Annotated in this window: 15 protein-coding genes; 9 read left to right on the top strand and 6 right to left on the bottom strand. The window is 49.2% G+C overall.

From position 1 onward, the window contains the following. Positions 1-81: 81 nt before the first annotated feature. Positions 82-732, bottom strand: coding sequence for a hypothetical protein (locus tag E1919_RS08050; RefSeq protein WP_162052848.1), 651 nt, complete (start codon positions 730-732; stop codon positions 82-84). 142 nt (positions 733-874) lie between these two features. Between E1919_RS08050 and E1919_RS08045 the strand changes: the two genes are divergently transcribed. After that, positions 875-1,777: an ATP-grasp domain-containing protein gene (locus E1919_RS08045; protein WP_162052847.1), complete on the top strand. Its 903-nt coding sequence runs from the start codon at positions 875-877 to the stop codon at positions 1,775-1,777. 12 nt (positions 1,778-1,789) lie between these two features. On the opposite strand, the gene E1919_RS08040 is transcribed toward E1919_RS08045, so the two are convergent. Then, positions 1,790-2,671, bottom strand: coding sequence for a universal stress protein (locus E1919_RS08040; protein ID WP_162052846.1), 882 nt, complete (start codon positions 2,669-2,671; stop codon positions 1,790-1,792). Positions 2,672-2,839: 168 nt separating this feature from the next. Here E1919_RS08040 and E1919_RS08035 point away from each other — a divergent pair, with 168 nt between their 5' ends. Continuing rightward, complete coding sequence (locus E1919_RS08035; RefSeq protein WP_162052845.1) at positions 2,840-5,566, top strand: hypothetical protein; 2,727 nt, start codon at positions 2,840-2,842, stop codon at positions 5,564-5,566. A 237-nt stretch (positions 5,567-5,803) separates the two neighbouring features. Here the strand turns inward: E1919_RS08035 and corA are convergent, their stop codons facing one another. Beyond that, complete coding sequence (gene corA, locus E1919_RS08030) at positions 5,804-6,934, bottom strand: magnesium/cobalt transporter CorA (protein ID WP_162052844.1); 1,131 nt, start codon at positions 6,932-6,934, stop codon at positions 5,804-5,806. Positions 6,935-6,973: 39 nt separating this feature from the next. Beyond that, complete coding sequence (locus tag E1919_RS08025; RefSeq protein WP_162052843.1) at positions 6,974-7,591, bottom strand: IMPACT family protein; 618 nt, start codon at positions 7,589-7,591, stop codon at positions 6,974-6,976. Between the two features lie 236 nt (positions 7,592-7,827). Here E1919_RS08025 and E1919_RS08020 point away from each other — a divergent pair, with 236 nt between their 5' ends. The 4 genes from E1919_RS08020 to E1919_RS08005 all read left to right on the top strand — a co-directional run bounded on the left by E1919_RS08020 (position 7,828) and on the right by E1919_RS08005 (position 11,533). Continuing rightward, positions 7,828-8,241: a sugar 3,4-ketoisomerase gene (locus tag E1919_RS08020; RefSeq protein WP_162052842.1), complete on the top strand. Its 414-nt coding sequence runs from the start codon at positions 7,828-7,830 to the stop codon at positions 8,239-8,241. 18 nt (positions 8,242-8,259) lie between these two features. Next, the gene (locus tag E1919_RS08015; protein ID WP_162052841.1) at positions 8,260-9,366 is read left to right on the top strand and encodes a DegT/DnrJ/EryC1/StrS family aminotransferase; all 1,107 of its coding nucleotides are present in this window, start codon (positions 8,260-8,262) and stop codon (positions 9,364-9,366) included. 37 nt (positions 9,367-9,403) lie between these two features. Further along, positions 9,404-10,366 (top strand): glycosyltransferase family 2 protein, encoded by a 963-nt coding sequence (locus tag E1919_RS08010; protein ID WP_162052840.1) that lies wholly within the window; start codon positions 9,404-9,406, stop codon positions 10,364-10,366. A gap of 189 nt (positions 10,367-10,555) precedes the next feature. After that, positions 10,556-11,533: an acyl-ACP desaturase gene (locus E1919_RS08005; protein ID WP_162052839.1), complete on the top strand. Its 978-nt coding sequence runs from the start codon at positions 10,556-10,558 to the stop codon at positions 11,531-11,533. A 145-nt stretch (positions 11,534-11,678) separates the two neighbouring features. Here the strand turns inward: E1919_RS08005 and E1919_RS08000 are convergent, their stop codons facing one another. Then, positions 11,679-11,960 carry a DUF427 domain-containing protein gene (locus E1919_RS08000; RefSeq protein WP_162052838.1) on the bottom strand — a complete coding sequence of 94 codons (282 nt, stop codon included), beginning with the start codon at positions 11,958-11,960 and terminating at the stop codon, positions 11,679-11,681. Positions 11,961-12,141: 181 nt separating this feature from the next. Here E1919_RS08000 and E1919_RS07995 point away from each other — a divergent pair, with 181 nt between their 5' ends. From E1919_RS07995 to E1919_RS07985, 3 genes are all read left to right on the top strand, one after another. Then, positions 12,142-13,242, top strand: a complete 1,101-nt coding sequence (locus tag E1919_RS07995; protein WP_115566138.1) for a vWA domain-containing protein — start codon at positions 12,142-12,144, stop codon at positions 13,240-13,242. Between the two features lie 6 nt (positions 13,243-13,248). Continuing rightward, complete coding sequence (locus E1919_RS07990; RefSeq protein ID WP_162052837.1) at positions 13,249-13,764, top strand: hypothetical protein; 516 nt, start codon at positions 13,249-13,251, stop codon at positions 13,762-13,764. Positions 13,765-13,845: 81 nt separating this feature from the next. Continuing rightward, positions 13,846-15,369, top strand: a complete 1,524-nt coding sequence (locus E1919_RS07985; protein ID WP_162052836.1) for a sigma 54-interacting transcriptional regulator — start codon at positions 13,846-13,848, stop codon at positions 15,367-15,369. Between the two features lie 67 nt (positions 15,370-15,436). Here the strand turns inward: E1919_RS07985 and E1919_RS07980 are convergent, their stop codons facing one another. Further along, on the bottom strand, positions 15,437-15,727 hold the full coding sequence (locus tag E1919_RS07980) for a hypothetical protein (RefSeq protein WP_162052835.1): 291 nt from the start codon (positions 15,725-15,727) through the stop codon (positions 15,437-15,439). Positions 15,728-16,272: the final 545 nt, after the last annotated feature.

Genomic DNA, 16,272 nt, shown 5'->3' with positions numbered 1-16,272 from the left:
GGAAAAGGAGTAATCAGCAGCAGGAATCAGATTTCCTACGAACCCAACAATCAACAATTTAACAATAAAGCAATTTAACAATTAGTCTACATACCCCTCGTAGCGGATGCGGTTTACCTTCCCGTTTTTGAGGTGGAAGTGCAGGGACATTGGAGCGCCTTCATGGTTCGAGGCTATGATCTCGTTGTTGCTTTGAGTAATGTCCAATTCCTTGCCCTGTGCCTTTAATCTGTTAAGGAGTTCTGCCTGACTCATGCCCACGCGCAGGTTGTTGCGTAGGGTAATGTCAGGGCTCTGTATATCTGCCACCTGCAGGAGTAATTCACCAGACTGGCTTGGAGCGTAGAATTCCATCATGGAGTTGCCGAACCGGATAGTGAAAATAGTATCGGTTACGTCGCGCCTGTGGCGGTTTTCAATAGCATCCGCATCCAGTGTTAAGTCAGCGTCGATGCGTTCTATGTAAGTGCTCAGGCTGTTGCTTTGGCTACGGTTGGCTACAAAAGGGTTGCTCAAAAGACTTACTGTGACAGGCGCAGCAGGTGTGCGACGGACAGAAGCCGTGTCGGTTATAGCGGTACGGCTGCGCTCTTCAGCCAGATAATCCTCCTCTTCAGTAGCTGTGTCGGAGCTGCAGGCTACAGCAAAGGTGTTTACAAAAAGCAACAGCAACATCAGGCGCACAGAAAGGCTGTGCGTATAGCGGAGGCTGCTGTAGCGGCGGATTAGCATGTGAATAAAAGGATAAAAGTGGTGCAGGTAAGAATTATACTTACATACGAGATGTAGCCGCTCAAAAGTTATAGCTAAAACGCCTCCGCTGGTTGTTTGGCCCTAGGATAAAGCATAATTTTGTGGCAAATATGATACAAAAATGAATACACCGCAAATAGCGCTTATAACATATACAGACACCGGCAATTACAGTGGCATTTCTGATGAGGAGAACAGCAAACTGTATGATTTGTTAAAAGAAAAAGGCTTAAATATTTCTTTTCAGATTTGGGATGATCCTGCCGTAGACTGGAGCCAGTTTGACCTCATTGTCCTGAAATCACCCTGGGACTATTTTGATAAAATTGATGCGTTCTATGCCTGGCTGGATACACTGGAGAGGCTGCAGGTGCGTGTGCTGAACCCGGTAAAGATTGTGCGCTGGAATGCCGACAAACGCTACCTGCTGGACCTGCAGGAGCAGGGCGTGAACGTGGTGCCTACTGTGTGGCTGGAGCAGGGAGATGTCTTCGAGCCGGGCCAACTGTTTCAGGTTTTCTGTGCAGAAAAAATAATCGTGAAGCCTGCTGTAAGCGGGGGAGCCAAAAATACATTTGCACTGACTTTAAAAGAGGCAGAGGCTAAAACAGAATTGATAAACGAATTGCTGCAGCAGGAAAGTTTTCTGGCGCAGCCGTTTTTAGAGGAAATTGAAACAAAAGGAGAATGGTCGTTTCTTTTCTTTAACGGCGAGTACAGCCACACTGTACTAAAAACCGCTAAGGCCGGTGACTTCCGGGTGCAACACTTTTACGGGGGCACTGTGCACACGCCCGAGCCACCGGCTGCCCTACTGAAGGCGGCACAGCGCATAGTGGATAAACACGCAGCTGGCTGCCTTTATGCGCGCGTGGATGGGGTGGAGCACAACGGGGAACTGGCTCTGATGGAGCTGGAGCTGATCGAGCCGTTCCTGTTTATGGCTACGAGCGCAGGCGCTTTTGAGCGCTACTGTGAGGCCCTGCTGGTGCAGTTGCAGGAAGCTGCAAACATGGTGTCTTAGGAAGAAAGCAGCTTATTCTTTGCTGTGGAAAACCAGCAGCGGTACATCCAGTTTTTTTACCAGCTTTTTTGTCAGGCTGGTGTCAAAGAGGCCTTCCAACAGTGAGCGCTTGCGGTTTGTAACGGCAAGCAGATCCACCTGCTCTTTTTCTACGAAATGCTGGAGGTTATCTGCTACGTCCTGTCCCTCCAGCAGCAGGAAGCGGATGTTTTCAGTCTGTATCTCGCGCTCCAGCTTCGCCTGCAACTGTGTTAGTTTGTCCCTGTCTTCCTGCATAGCAGCTCCCGGAGTAAAATGGAGGCAAAGTATGTGTGGGTTAAAAGGCTGTAACAACTGCTGTAAAGTTATGATTGCCTGCGGGTCCGCTTCGTCAAAATCAGTGGCATACAATACACGCTTTAAGTCATGGCTTTGGGAATGTTGTGGCACCGCCAGCACCGGCACTTTCACATCGTCTACCATTTTGGTGGTAATCGTGCCGAAGATGGAGCCGGAAAGGCCGCTTTCTCCCTGAGTACCCATAATGATCAGGTTTGGTTTGAAGCGCCTGCTCTCTTCCGGAATCACGTCGTCCGGAGAGCCCTCCATAAAGGAGGTTCTCAGGTGTACCTGCCGGCTGCCGGTTTTGCTTTGCAACTCCTGGCGCAGTCCCTCCAGCATGCGTTGCTCCTCCCTCTCATTCCGGTTAATCACACGCTCGGTCACTTTTTCTGTAGGAGTAAGCTCTTCCCTGTCTTCTTCTTCCGGTACTTGCCAGGGAGAAACCAGGTAATCTTTAAAGCAGTGCAGGAGCAGGATTTCTGACTCTGGTGCTGCCGATGCAAGATCCAGTGCATACTGACAGGCTTTGTAAGTGCTGTCTTCGAAGTCGACGGGAACAAGGATTCTGAACATGGCAACTGTGTTAAGGGTTAGGGTTTTATATACGTGGCAGCGGTCGCGTTAAGTTGCTGTTTCTGTCAGCATACCCTTCAAGTAAACAGTATTTGTTGTTCCGGACTGGCAGCCACCAACCTGATAAGTGAGAAAAAAAAGCTAGTTTTGTTTTCGAGAACACCTGTCATGTCAAAATACATCGTATTCTTCTTTGTTGGTTTTGTTATACTTGCCTCGCTGCTCTACTACGGTTTTAACCGGTGGACTGAATCCAGGGAGCAGGTTGACCTGTGGACACTGGTGCCGGAGAGTGCTGCACTGGTGATAGAAACAAACAACCATGAAGCCCTTGTCGAACACCTGCGCGAAACAGAGCTTTGGGAGAGTTTTTCGGTGCTGCCCTTTGCGCAGCGCTTCGAAGAGAACTTCGCCTCTATTGACAGCGTGTCACCGGGTAGCGAGCGCCTCTCCCGTTTCCTTAACGAAAAGAACATCCTCACCTCCATCCATGTGGTGGAGCAGTCTGAAGTGGGATTTGTGTACTATGTGCCGGTGACTTCTGTAGGAGAGCACCGCTTTCTTCGCACTCTCACCGAAAATATCACCAAAAGTGAGCTTTTTGAGGAAAGTACCCGCGACTACGGAGGCATGCTCCTAACCGATATTACGAATACCCGTCTTGGCTCCGGCTTTACATTCGTTACTTATCGCAATAACATTGTGCTGAGTCCTTCGCCTGTATTGATAGAGGAGATTGTGCGCCGCATTAACCGCACGCAGTCTGCCTCCATTGTAGAAAACTACAGGAACACCAACTACCTTAACCAACCGGAGGTATACGCCAATGTTTTTGTGAATTACAGGGTTATGCCCGAATTCCTGGGGCTTTTCCTGAATGATGAAGTGATGCCGGAAGTGCGTTACCTGTCTTCCCTTTGCGAAAACGCCATGCTGCAGCTGAAACTGGAGCGCGACAAGATTTTTCTCAATGGCTTTTCGGTTCCTGAAACACTTAAGGGTTCGCTGCACCAGGTAATGCAGCCACAAAAGCCGCAGCCTTTCGGCGTAAAAGCATACCTGACAGGCCGCACAGCCGTTTTATTGCATTTTGGCTTAGAAGAAGTGGAGCGCATGCGGTTGCCCCAGCAGCGAAACGGAGCCGTTTATGCCACCGCCATAGATAGTCTTGCCGGGTCTTTTAATCTGGAGGCAGCATTGGCTTACCTTGAGACGAACAGCATCAATGCCGAACCAGAGAAAGTTGCCTACGTGCATCTGGCAGACCCTGCCATTACAGAAAGTCTCCTGGTAAGTTTGAGCAGCCAGGTAACAGCTGCAACAAATCAAAAAGCTTCAAGGGAGCAGTATGGCAACTATACTATCCAACTACTGCCCGTTGCGGAACTGCCTGCCCTGCTTTTAGGGCGTGCGTTTGAAGGCTTTGAGCAGAGTTATGTAGTGCTGGTAGATGACTATCTCATCGTGTCAGAGAGTGTGGCCACGCTTCGGGCCTTGCTGGACGATATTTCAGAGGAGAATGTGTGGAGCAAATCAGCGGTGCAGAAAGCTTTTCTGGAGGAGACCCTGCAGGAAGCTAATTTTAGCCTGTACCTGAACACCGTGAATGCCTGGTACATCCTGAACCGGTATGCGGAGGAGGAGGAGCGGGACAACCTGCTGCAGAACGCCGCTTTGGTCAGGCGCTTCAGTCAGGTGAGCCTGCAATTTTCTAAAGTGGAGGAGGGGCAGTATTATACCAGCCTTGTCATCCGCAGGCCAGACCGCAGCAACAGCAGTGCCGGGCAGGATGTTTTTGCAGCGGAGCAGGTGCTGGAGTTTGATACCCGCCTTGAAAGCCGCCCTTACCCTATTCAGAACCCAGTGGACCGCAGCCGGGAGGTGGCAGTGCAGGACTCTGCGAATGTGCTCATCAACATCACCGCCAATGGCAGGCGCGGCTGGGCTGACTCACTGGGAACTTCCATAAGAGGAAGCATTCAGCAGATTCCTTATGGACAGGAAAATATACTGCGGTACCTTTTTGCCACAGCCAACCGCATTCACGCCATCGATAACCAGGGGCAGGAGCTTGAAAACTTCCCTTTTAATCTAGGTGATACACTAAACATACAGCACCTGGCTGTTTTCGATTATGAAAATGACAAAGATTACCGCTTGCTAGTGGACGACGATATGGGCAACCTGTATATGTATGATATGCGTGGAGCGCCTCTGCCAGGCTGGCAACCCCGCCGCATGGATTACAGGCTGGCTGCTGAGCCGCAGCACCTGCGTGTAGGCAGCCGCGACGTAATCCTGGTAGTGCTGGAGAATGGCTATATCTACGCCCTCAACCGGCAGGGCGATACCTACCCCGGCTTCCCTATCAACCTGAATGCTCCTGTTACTGCCGGAGCGGTGGCTAACATCGGTGCCGATTTAAGACGCACAGAGGTGAAGGCAGTGACACGATATGGCAGCGTGGTTACATTTAACCTGCAGGGCAGGGTACTGCAGCGGGAGCAACTGCCACGGCCAAGCAAACGCGCCCTGTTTAGCATGGTGCAGGAGAGCAGCAGCGGCAAGTCTTTTGTGATTGTGCGGCAGGAGCAGGGGCAGGTAACGTTGTTCGACCAGGATCTGAACGAGTTGTTTTCAAAACGCTACGTTACCTCGGCATCTAAAATTGTGCAGTACTTCCACTTCGGGGGCGACAACAGTATATTCGCCGTAACCGAGACCGGGCCTCAGAAAACCTACCTCTACGACAGCCGCGGGAACCTCATCGGGAACCGCACCTTTGAAAGCACCCAGCCGGTGACCATCTATTTTAATGAGGCATCCAATAGCTATACCCTTTACAAAGTCTTCCGCCGCGAGTTAAAGCAGATTGATTTCAGGCTACCGGATTGATTTTTAGGACAAAATCCTTTTCGACAAAAGACAAAGGACTCTTATTCAAAACAGCATAGGGAGCTACTATTGGCTGCCCCTGCTGTTTCAGTTCATTATGAAGGCTTAAAATGTTGCGCCTCTATGAAGTTCTCGTGCTACGCATAATCTTTCATCTTTTGTCCTTTGTCCAGTTGTCCTGAATATTCTTGTCTTTTACCTAACAGTTTTTCTTCCTTTTCCAGTCATCCTTTGTCCCTAAAAGCTTCTGAACCAACCTTTGCGGTAGAAGAAGTAAAGCTGAAGCAGGATCAGGAATGACATTAGCAGCAGCAGGATTGGGTAAGAATAAGGCTGATACAGTTCTGGCATGCTAAAAGAATATACCCGGCCTGTTTCTGGATTTTCGCGGGCAAAGTTCATCCCATACAAGCCTACTATAAAGCTGAGTGGGATAAAGATAGTGGAGATGATGGTGAGCACTTTCATGATGTCATTCATGCGGTTGCTTACTGTAGCCATATGGAGATCCACTAAACTGGAAGTCATTTCCTTGTGATTATCTACCAGGTCAATAAGCTGAATAACATGGTCGTAGGCATCCCGGAAGTAGGCTTTCAGGCTTTCAGGTATAACATCCTCATCCATCCGGAGCATCTCCGTTACCTTATCACGTTCCGGCCACGTAATTCGGCGCAGTTTTACAAGCTCACTTTTCAGATCGAGTATCAGTGTCAGGTTATCCTTGGAAGGGGTTAAAAGCACCTGCTGCTCCAGGTCCTCTATGTACTCGCCCATTTCTGCCATAACCGGAAAGTAGTAATCCAGTACCACGTCCATCATCGCATAGGCCATGTACATGGTAGGCCGCTGCCGGATAACGCCTTTGCCCACCCGGATACGTTCCCGAAGCGGATCGAGGCAGTCGGCGTAGTCGCTTTGCAGGCTGATAACATAGTTTGGCCCCGTAAACAGCGACAGCTGCACATCATCCAGCGATTTGGACTCCGGTGACCAGCGCAGCATGCGGGAAATGATAAACAGCCTGTTCTCATCAAACTCCTCTACCTTTGGCCGCTGGTAGTCGTTAATCACGTCTTCCATCTGCAGCGGGTGTAGACCGAAGTCAAGCGACAACTGCTCCAGCATTACCTGATCGCCGTAGCCCCGTATGTCGATCCAGTGGCGGGCATCAGGCCTAGAGGTTACACGCTGCAGTAGCTCGGGGTACGTTTTCAACTCCAGTTCCTCAAAAAAGCTTTCACTGAATGAAATAAGGAAAAAACGCGGGGCAAAAGATTCAGTGGGTACACTAAACGAGCCTGGCCTTAAACCAACCTTACGCTCTAATATCTTATTCCGGGGGCGGCGATGCTTACGTTTGGCCATGTATGAGATGGGGAGTTATAGAGTTAGAAAGTTAAAGAGTTAGTGGGGAGTTTCGCTTAATATGGATACTTCAACGCCTTCCGTATCTTTGAGTTTTATTATGATTTCCCCCTGCAGCTTTTTGCGCACTTCCAGTGTCAGGCGGCAATCCAGTTCGAATTGCTGGTCCCGCACGTTCAGGTCATACTCTTTCACGAGGCTCATCACGTCATTCATCTGCGGGTAAGCATAATGTACCTGCAGCAGTACTGTCTCATGCTTTTCTACGATGGTGGCACGCTCCAGTGCAGCGGCGGCGGCTGTTTTGTAAGCGTTTATCAAACCACCCACACCTAATTTTGTGCCCCCAAAGTAACGAATCACCACGATGAGAACATTACTGAGGTCGGCAGAGCGAATCTGGCCTAATATGGGATCTCCAGCAGAATGGTTGGGCTCCCCGTCATCGTTGGCACGGAAGCGGCCTTTGTCGGCTCCCAGGCAATAGGCAAAGCAATGGTGGCGGGCATCATAATACTGCTTCTTCAGTTCTGCCATCGTCTCCTTTACCTCCTCCTCGGTGTACACGGGGTACGCGAGGGAAATAAACTTGCTGCCCTTCTCTTTGTAAAGGCCTTCGGCGGGAGCTTCTATTGTTCTGTAGGTGTCTTCTTCCATGGGTAAACAGCCAGCACCATGCTGACGGAAAGCTAAACGAATAGCATCTGAATGTAGCAGCAGGTTTACGCTACAAAGCTAACCGATCTGCCGCCAAGGGCAAAACCATACCTGCCAAAGCAGTTTATTGGCTTAAAGTTTTTAATTTAGGGCCTAAACAAACGGGCAGCGCCTATTAAAATGCACAACCAAGGCTGCTCTTCGTAGAACTTTACTGGTACCAAACAAAAGATACCTTGCCGGCAAATCCATTCCTCCTGCAGTTTGAACGCATTGGTAATCCTGAAACGGGTTATATTACTACCATGCAATACGCTGAAAAAGTGCCTTTTACTATACGGCGCGTCTTCTGGACACACGGAACCCCGCCGGAAACAGTGCGGGGCCGCCATGCCAACAAAGCCACAGAGGAAGTGCTGATTGCCTTGGCCGGATACATAAAGGTGAAAGCGGACACCGGGCACGAGGTGCAGGAGTTTGAACTGACTAATTCCCTGACAGGGCTTTACATCCCGGCTATGTGCTGGACGGAAATTTATTTCTCAGAGGGTGCTGTTGCTCTTTGCCTTACGTCCACAGACTACAGTGCCGCCGATTATATCCATGATTACGAACACTTTAAGAAGCTGACGACGCACCAGGCGCTGTGATTTGTACTTTTCCCCCTGATGAAGCCAATCCCATATTTTGAGTTCAGAGATTTTCCGGCAGGAAGTGAAACTGCCGTACAGGCTGCTTTAGTAGAGGCTGTGGCTGGCAAGCATTACATTCTGGGGAAGCAGCTGTTAGCTTTTGAGGAGGCATATGCCTCCTATATAGGTGCTGCCGCAGCGATAGGCGTAGGCAACGGTTATGATGCCCTGGTGCTAGCACTGAAGGGAGTGGGTGTAGGACCAGGAGACGAGGTGGTGCTGCCGGCACATACCTTTATTGCCACCATAAATGCGGTGTTGCAGGTGGGGGCGACGCCGGTCCTGGTAGAGCCGGATGAAGGCACATGCAACATCACCGCTGCTACCACTGCCAAAGCCATTACCGCTAAAACCAAAGCCATACTGCCGGTGCACCTGTACGGGCAGGTATGTGAAATGGAGCCACTGCTGCAACTGGCAAAAAAACATCATTTGAAAATAGTGGAAGACGCCGCGCAGGCACATGGTGCTACCTATGAGGGGCAGAAAGCCGGTATGTTCGGGCATGCCAGCGCTTTCAGCTTTTACCCCACTAAAAACCTCGGCGCTTTGGGGGATGCCGGTGCTGTGGTAACCAACGATGCCGCCGTGGCTGATTTTGTGCGGATGTACCGCAACTACGGCGAAGTGCAGAAGTACCAGAGCGAACTGGTAGGAGTAAACTCCCGCTTAGACGAACTGCAGGCAGCGGTACTTCGGGTAAAGCTCTATTATTTAGATAGTCTGAATGCAGCGCGGCAAAAGTTGGCAGCAGTATACCTGCAGGAACTACAAGGTTTGGACGACCTTATGCTTCCGGTTACAGCCCCGTACTGCAGCCATGTATACCATATATTCAGCATCCGGACAAAGCAGCGGGACGCTTTGCAGCAACAGCTTCAGGAGCAGGGTATACGCACCGCCATCCATTACCCGATACCCGTGCACCTGCAGCCCGCTTATAAGTTTTTAAGGTACAGTGTCGGCGACTTTCCGGTAACGGAAGAAATATCTAAAACAAGCCTGAGTTTACCGTTATTTCCGGGTTTGCAGCTGGAAGAACAGGAGCGGGTGGTGAAAACTATTAAGCACTTTTTCAGGTAATGCCGATGCTTTTGTCCTATGCTACATACACCCGCTCATGAGTCAGTTGCCACTTGTTTCCGTTATCTGCCTGTGCTACAACCACGCACGCTTTCTGCGGCAGGCACTCGATTCTGTGCTGGCCCAGACGTACTCAAACATAGAGGTGATTATAGTGGACGATTGCAGCAACGACGGAAGTGTGGGTATTATTCAAGAATACCTGTTGAAACACCCGCAGATAAAGTTTATCAGCACGGGTCATAACAGAGGAAACACGACCGCTTTTAACATAGGGTGGCGCGCCAGCCAAGGCATTTATATTATTGACTTTGCAACAGACGACGTGTTGCTGCCGGAGCGGGTGGCACAGCAGGTGGAGGCTTTTGAAAAATTGGACAGTACCTACGGTGTGCTGTATACCGATGCCGAATATATCGCTGACGATGCCACGCACATGGGATATCATTATAAACGCAACCCGGACGGTAGCCTTAATGACTATGCGCCCTCCGGGGAAATGTTTGCAGACCTGCTGGGTAAATACATCATCTGCCCTCCCACCATGCTTGTGCGCCGCCAGGTATTCGAGGACCTTAATGGTTACGACGAAACGCTGGCCTATGAGGACTTTGATTTCTGGGTGCGGTCATCCAGAACTTATAAGTATTATTACCTCGATAAAATAACTACACAGCGGCGGGTACATACCCGGTCCCTCTCCAAAGGGTGGTATAAAACAGGAAATAAATTGCTTGCCTCCACTGTAAAAGTATGCCAGAAAGCCGCTGCGATGGTGCAATCAGAAAAAGAGCGTGAAGCTTTCATACACCGGCTAAAATATGAAGCCCGGCAGGCCTACCTTACCAAAAATTATAAGGAGGCAGCACAGCTGCTTCATTTACTCCGACAGCAAACTAATTTGCCAGTTTTTTACCAGTTTCTAAATTTACTGAACCGGCAAAAAGTTAACCTCAGTTTCCTGCGCAAGGTATACTATTACCTGAAGTACAGAAATTAATTGCACTCTTTATCTGACAGTTCTGTTGAAAGTTTGATGCCAAGGCATAACCCTTTCTGTTTTTTACGTAAGTATTAGTTCCTGAGCTATTTAGTGGTAACGTCGTATTTAAGCTGAGCTAAAATATTAGGCAACAAAGCTACATTTTAGTATAAATAAGTATATTTGAATTTAAATCAACCAATGCAAATGATTACAGCAGCAACCTCTCGTGTAGAAGTAATAAAATGGATGGAGGGCTTTGTGGGCGAAAAGTTCACCGAGTTACTGAAAACAGTAGAAGAGAGCTGGCAACCTGCCGATCTCCTGCCAGACGCAACCTTGGAAACTTTCTTTGAAGAGGTAAAGGACTTACGGGAGCGTGCCCGCGACTTAAGCTATGACCTGCTGGCAGTACTAGTAGGTGATACCATTACAGAAGAAGCACTGCCATCTTACGAGAGCTGGCTGATGACTATAAAAGGACTTCCGCAAGACCCGGACAGCCCGTGGATGAAATGGAACCGTGGGTGGACAGCCGAGGAGAACCGCCATGGGGATGCCCTGAACCGTTACCTTTACCTGAGCGGCCGCATTAACATGCGCGAAATGGAAGCTTCCACGCAGTACCTGCTGGCAGACGGCTTTGACCTGCAGACGGATATGGATCCTTATCGCTCTTTTGTATACACCAGCTTTCAGGAAACAGCGACTAATATTTCACACCGACGCGTAGCGCAAATCGCCAAGAAGCAGGGCGACAATGTGCTGGCAAAGCTTTGTGGCCATGTGGCTGCCGATGAGGCCCGCCACGCCAAAGCTTATAAAGCTTTTGTGAGCAAGATATTTGAAGCTGACCCTAGCGAAATGATGCTGGCCTTTGAAGACATGATGCGCAAGAAAATTGTGATGCCGGCGCATTACATGCGTGAGTTAGGTGTAGACATCGGCAAAACATTCGGTCATTTTACAGATGCAGCGCAGCGTATCGGGGTGTATACCTCCGCTGACTACACTGACATTCTACAGGGTTTGATTGACGAGTGGAAAATTGAGACGCTAACTGACCTAAACGAACAAGGCGAACGTGCCCGTGATTATGTGCTGGGCTTGCCTGCCCGTTTCAAACGTGTGGCAGAGCGCATGAAAGCACCTTCCTTGGAGTATAAATTCCGTTGGATTGCTTAAACCAACTGAACTTTAAAGATTTCCATACAAATAAAAGCGAAGGCCGAAACTACCATAGTTTCGGCCTTCGCTTTTATAACTAATCCTTTATTACCTGCAGATCGGCAGGTAATCTGTCCGCAAAACATTATAATTTAAAAATTACCTATTCCTTTATTTCTATACCTTTCCAGAAAGCGACATAATTCTTTATTTCACTAGCAGCGTCTTTTGGGTCGGGGTAATACCAGGCGGCGTCTGGGTTTACCTCCCCGTTTACCTTTACATGGTAATAGGAAGCCTCGCCTTTCCAGGGGCAGGTAGGGTGCTTACGGCTTTCTTCGAAGTATTGGTTCTTCATTGAGTTCGGGGGGAAATACTGGTTGCCCTCTATTTCTATTGTCTGGTCGCTGTCTGCAATCACTATCTCATTCCATATCGCTTTCATAGTTTTTCTCGTTTTAGGTTAGATGAAGTATATTTATCTAATCTACTACAATACCTGCTGCAAAGTTTAACAGTATAGGCTTTGACTTTTTGAGTGCAGAGGAGGTGCAGCAGCGAAATTTAAGTCTTTCCGACAGAACAATGCACCTGCTCTTAATGTTATAACCTGCAAACCCTTTATTATGGCTATAGGATACCGATTTACAGAATATGTACCGCCTCAGGACGACAAACCCGGGTTCGAGTCGTTGCTGAAGATTTTCATGCAACTGGTTACCATTACTTCCGGCGATGTAGGAGAGGCGCTGAGCTGGCTCAGTTCGCTTGATAAACAGTATAACCTGACCGGCGACGACTACGGCATTGGTGATTTTATTGATGACCTCCGAAAGAAAGGATACCTCGACGAAGACAAGCAACAGCAGGGGAGCTTCAAACTCACGGCTAAGAGTGAACAGGGCATACGCAAGAGTGCTTTAGAGGAAATCTTCGGGAAGTTGAAGAAGGGCGGCAAGGGCAGCCATGCCACTCCACATACAGGCACAGGCGACGAGGCCAGTTCTGACCGCCGCGAGTACCGCTTTGGTGATTCGCTAGACCAGATTTCCATGACAGAGTCGCTGCGCAATGCGCAGATAAACCACGGCATCGGCGATCTGCGGCTGACAGAGCAGGACCTGGAGGTGACGGAGACAGAGCACAAAACGCAGTCTGCCACGGTGTTGATGATCGACATCTCGCACTCCATGATTCTCTACGGCGAAGACCGTATTACGCCAGCCAAAAAGGTAGCGATGGCTTTAGCGGAACTCATCAAGCAGAAATACCCAAAAGATACCCTCGACGTGCTGGTGTTCGGCAACGACGCCTGGCAGATAGAGATCAAAGACCTACCTTACCTGGAGGTGGGACCTTACCATACCAATACCGTGGCAGGCCTTGAACTGGCCATGGACATCCTGCGCAAGCGCAAAACGCCGAACAAGCAGATTTTTATGATAACAGACGGGAAGCCAACCTGCCTGAAAGAAGGAATTCACTACTATAAGAACAGCTTTGGCCTGGACCGCAAAGTGGTGAACAAAACGCTGAACCTGGCGGCGCAGTGCCGCCGCATCAAAATACCGATTACCACTTTTATGATCGCCTCTGACCCCTACCTGCAGGCTTTTGTGGATGAGTTCACCAAAGTAAACAACGGACAGGCCTACTATAGCAGCCTTAAAGGCCTAGGTCACCTTGTGTTCCAGGATTACAAGCAGAACCGCAGGAAGAACTTCTAAGACTATATGAGCAGCCAGAGAGCGGAAGCAAACCAAAAGGAAAAGCTGACAGGCGGTGCGATGGCTACTTTTATGCCGCACCTGCTGGTACAACTTGTGGCCCTTATGTCTGCTTCGGGCGGGCTTATACTGCTGGCGCTTTCGCAGTGGCCCGGCGTACTATTCGCTTTGCTGTTCCTGCTCTTTCAGGTGTGCCTTCATTTTTTTATTAGATCCACCAATATCTATGTGCAGTCCGTTCCGGGCAAATCGCTAAAGCTTGTGATGCAGGTGGTGCAGTCAGCCTTTGTGGTGATGGGCATTGCGGCCCTTTCTATCCTGTTCTGGTGGCTGTTTGAGTGGTGCTTATTTTATTTGGAGAACGGGAGTAGTGGAAGCGACTTTTATTTCGACTTATATGGTGTCGTGCTGTCGCTCGTGCCAGACCTGGTTTTGATTGGATTAATAGGAGAGGCACTCCGGCAGTTCTTCCCACACTTAAGGAAAGCGGCTTTGATGAAGTATTTCACCACATCAGATTAAGCTTACGTACATAAATTTTAAGTCACAAGATTGATACAACTGCATCAGTGAGAAGATGCTAAAGATAAATACGAAAGATACATGAATTACAAAAACATACCAGCCGAGAAGCTTTTACAGATAAAAACACTGGGCCAACTGAAGGCTGCCGGCTATGAGCCGCAATCGGTAAAGCAGGAACTGCGCACCAACCTAATCAAGAAGTTGCAGAACAAGGAAGAGGTTTTTCCTGGCATTTGGGGCTACGAAGAAACCGTTATTCCAGACATGCAGCGTGCTATTCTGTCCATGCACCACATTAACTTGCTGGGTTTGCGGGGGCAGGCGAAAACACGTATCGCCCGCCAGATGGTGGACCTGCTGGATGAGTACATTCCGGTGGTTAAAGGTTCTGAGCTGAACGACGATCCGCTGCAGCCGCTCTCCCGTTTCGCCAAAGACACTGTGCACGAGCATGGCGATGATACCCCCATCAGTTGGATGCACCGCTCTGACCGCTACACTGAAAAACTGGCCACACCGGATGTTTCCGTAGCCGACCTGATAGGCGATGCAGACCCGATTAAAGCGGCGACCATGAAGCTGCCCTATTCTGATGAGCGGGTGATTCACTTTGGCTTGATTCCGCGTTCGCACCGGGGTATTTTCGTTATCAACGAGTTGCCGGATTTACAGGCGCGCATTCAGGTATCGCTGTTCAATATCCTACAGGAAGGTGATATACAGATACGTGGTTTTAAGGTGCGCATGCCGCTGGATATCCAGTTTGTGTTCACGGCCAACCCAGAAGACTATACCAACCGCGGTTCTATTGTAACGCCGCTGAAAGACCGTATCGACTCCCAGATTATCACGCACTATCCGAAGACCATTGAGACAGGTAAAAAGATTACGAAGCAGGAAGCACACGTAAAAGAAGAGCAGGGGCAACTTGTGAAGACCAACGACATTATTGGAGACCTGATAGAGCAGGTGGCTTTTGAGGCCCGTGAGAGTGAGTACGTTGACGCTAAAAGCGGTGTGTCTGCCCGTTTAACCATCTCTGCTTATGAGAACCTGCTAAGTGCTGCTGAGCGTCGTGCTTTGATGAATGGCGAAACCTCCACCTATGTGCGTGTGGCAGACTTCCTGAATACCATTCCGGCGGTGACAGGCAAAGTGGAACTGGTGTACGAAGGCGAGCAGGAGGGAGCGGGGCATGTGGCGCAGGTGCTTATGGGCAAAGCCATCCGCTCACAGTTCCTGAAGTACTTTCCGGACCCTGACAAAGGAAAGAAATCAAAACAGGGAAGCCCGTACAAAAGCATCACAGAGTGGTTCGGCGATGGCAACACCGTAGATATACTAAATGATGCCTCTGAAGCCGATTATAAGAAAGCTGTACAGAACGTACCGGGGCTGAAGGGACTGGTGGAGAAGTATCAGCCAGACGCCAAAGGAGATGAAAAACTCTTCCTGATGGAGTTCGCTTTGCACGGCCTTGCCGAGCACAGCCAGCTCAGCAAGAACCGCCTCAGCACAGGCCTTCAGTTTAAAGACCTGCTCAGCGGTATGTTCTCTATGCCAAGTTTTGGGGAAGAAGAGGAGGAGGATGACAATTTCTAACCCAGTTCAGAGTTACAGATTAATATAACAGAGAAAGGCAGGAGCACTAAGCTTCTGCCTTTCTCTGTTATTGCGCTATAAGTTCTGCTGTAATCTGCTCCCACTCCTCGTTTAAAGAGACAGACGGTCGTTTTTTGCCTGCCTTTCTGTACCAGTAGTCTGCATTCCAGGTGTCGCCTTCTTTGCGGTGCAGGTAAGCGTGTATCCAGGCGGCGTCTTTGTCGGGAAGGTCCTGAATTAGTTCATGTGATTTGTCCCAATCGCCTTTCCCATCATACCAGAGCGCCTGCAGGTATACAGAAGCCTTTGCTGGTGGTGTATTGTCTTTTATGCTTTGCTGAAAAGTCTGTAGATCCATCGTTTAGTTTGTTTTTGCAGGAGATATCTTCATTGTTTTTGCAGGAGATATCTTCAGGTAATTATCTTGTTAAGATAGGTAAATCAATGAACGGGTTTTGTTGCTGATTAGATTACAATTATACATTGATCTGAGCTTCAGCGAAGCAGATTAGCTGAGAAAGTAAGGTTCAGGTAAAAGTAGTCAGTTTTCACTGAAGGCATACTCCTGATAACATGTTTGCTTAGTGGTTCACTCCAGGGAACTGTCTCAAAGCTGTAATTATAACCGGAGTCGATGCCCAGGCTGTATTCCCTTAACTTCAGGCTCTCTTTCTTCCCAAGGCGATACTGAAATCTTGCTCCGAAAATAGCTGATCTAGCAGGGAAGGCCGTTCTCATAACTACCACATTATTACTGCCTGCAGAAGGGGTAGCTATATAGTACTCCCTCTTTGTAGGACCACCAGGCACTGTTTCTAAGTTGATTGGTCATTCTGAGTTAGGCAGCCTGTTGTTTGTACACCTCTACCGGAATACACCTGCCGATTCCCTGATGGTGCTTCT

The sequence above is a fragment of the Pontibacter pamirensis genome, from assembly GCF_010015475.1.
In the GTDB taxonomy this organism is placed as follows: domain Bacteria; phylum Bacteroidota; class Bacteroidia; order Cytophagales; family Hymenobacteraceae; genus Pontibacter; species Pontibacter pamirensis.
This window is presented reverse-complemented; position numbering and strand designations above follow the sequence as displayed.

Coding starts and splice junctions, on each gene's coding strand:
- E1919_RS08015 (WP_162052841.1), top strand. CDS start 8,260: ATGAAGCCAATCCCATATTTTGAGTTCAGAGATTTTCCGGCAGGAAGT.
- E1919_RS07980 (WP_162052835.1), bottom strand. CDS start 15,727: ATGGATCTACAGACTTTTCAGCAAAGCATAAAAGACAATACACCACCA.
- E1919_RS08045 (WP_162052847.1), top strand. CDS start 875: ATGAATACACCGCAAATAGCGCTTATAACATATACAGACACCGGCAAT.
- E1919_RS08050 (WP_162052848.1), bottom strand. CDS start 732: ATGCTAATCCGCCGCTACAGCAGCCTCCGCTATACGCACAGCCTTTCT.
- E1919_RS08035 (WP_162052845.1), top strand. CDS start 2,840: ATGTCAAAATACATCGTATTCTTCTTTGTTGGTTTTGTTATACTTGCC.
- E1919_RS08040 (WP_162052846.1), bottom strand. CDS start 2,671: ATGTTCAGAATCCTTGTTCCCGTCGACTTCGAAGACAGCACTTACAAA.
- E1919_RS08010 (WP_162052840.1), top strand. CDS start 9,404: ATGAGTCAGTTGCCACTTGTTTCCGTTATCTGCCTGTGCTACAACCAC.
- E1919_RS07985 (WP_162052836.1), top strand. CDS start 13,846: ATGAATTACAAAAACATACCAGCCGAGAAGCTTTTACAGATAAAAACA.
- E1919_RS07995 (WP_115566138.1), top strand. CDS start 12,142: ATGGCTATAGGATACCGATTTACAGAATATGTACCGCCTCAGGACGAC.
- E1919_RS08005 (WP_162052839.1), top strand. CDS start 10,556: ATGATTACAGCAGCAACCTCTCGTGTAGAAGTAATAAAATGGATGGAG.
- E1919_RS08025 (WP_162052843.1), bottom strand. CDS start 7,591: ATGGAAGAAGACACCTACAGAACAATAGAAGCTCCCGCCGAAGGCCTT.
- corA (WP_162052844.1), bottom strand. CDS start 6,934: ATGGCCAAACGTAAGCATCGCCGCCCCCGGAATAAGATATTAGAGCGT.
- E1919_RS07990 (WP_162052837.1), top strand. CDS start 13,249: ATGAGCAGCCAGAGAGCGGAAGCAAACCAAAAGGAAAAGCTGACAGGC.
- E1919_RS08000 (WP_162052838.1), bottom strand. CDS start 11,960: ATGAAAGCGATATGGAATGAGATAGTGATTGCAGACAGCGACCAGACA.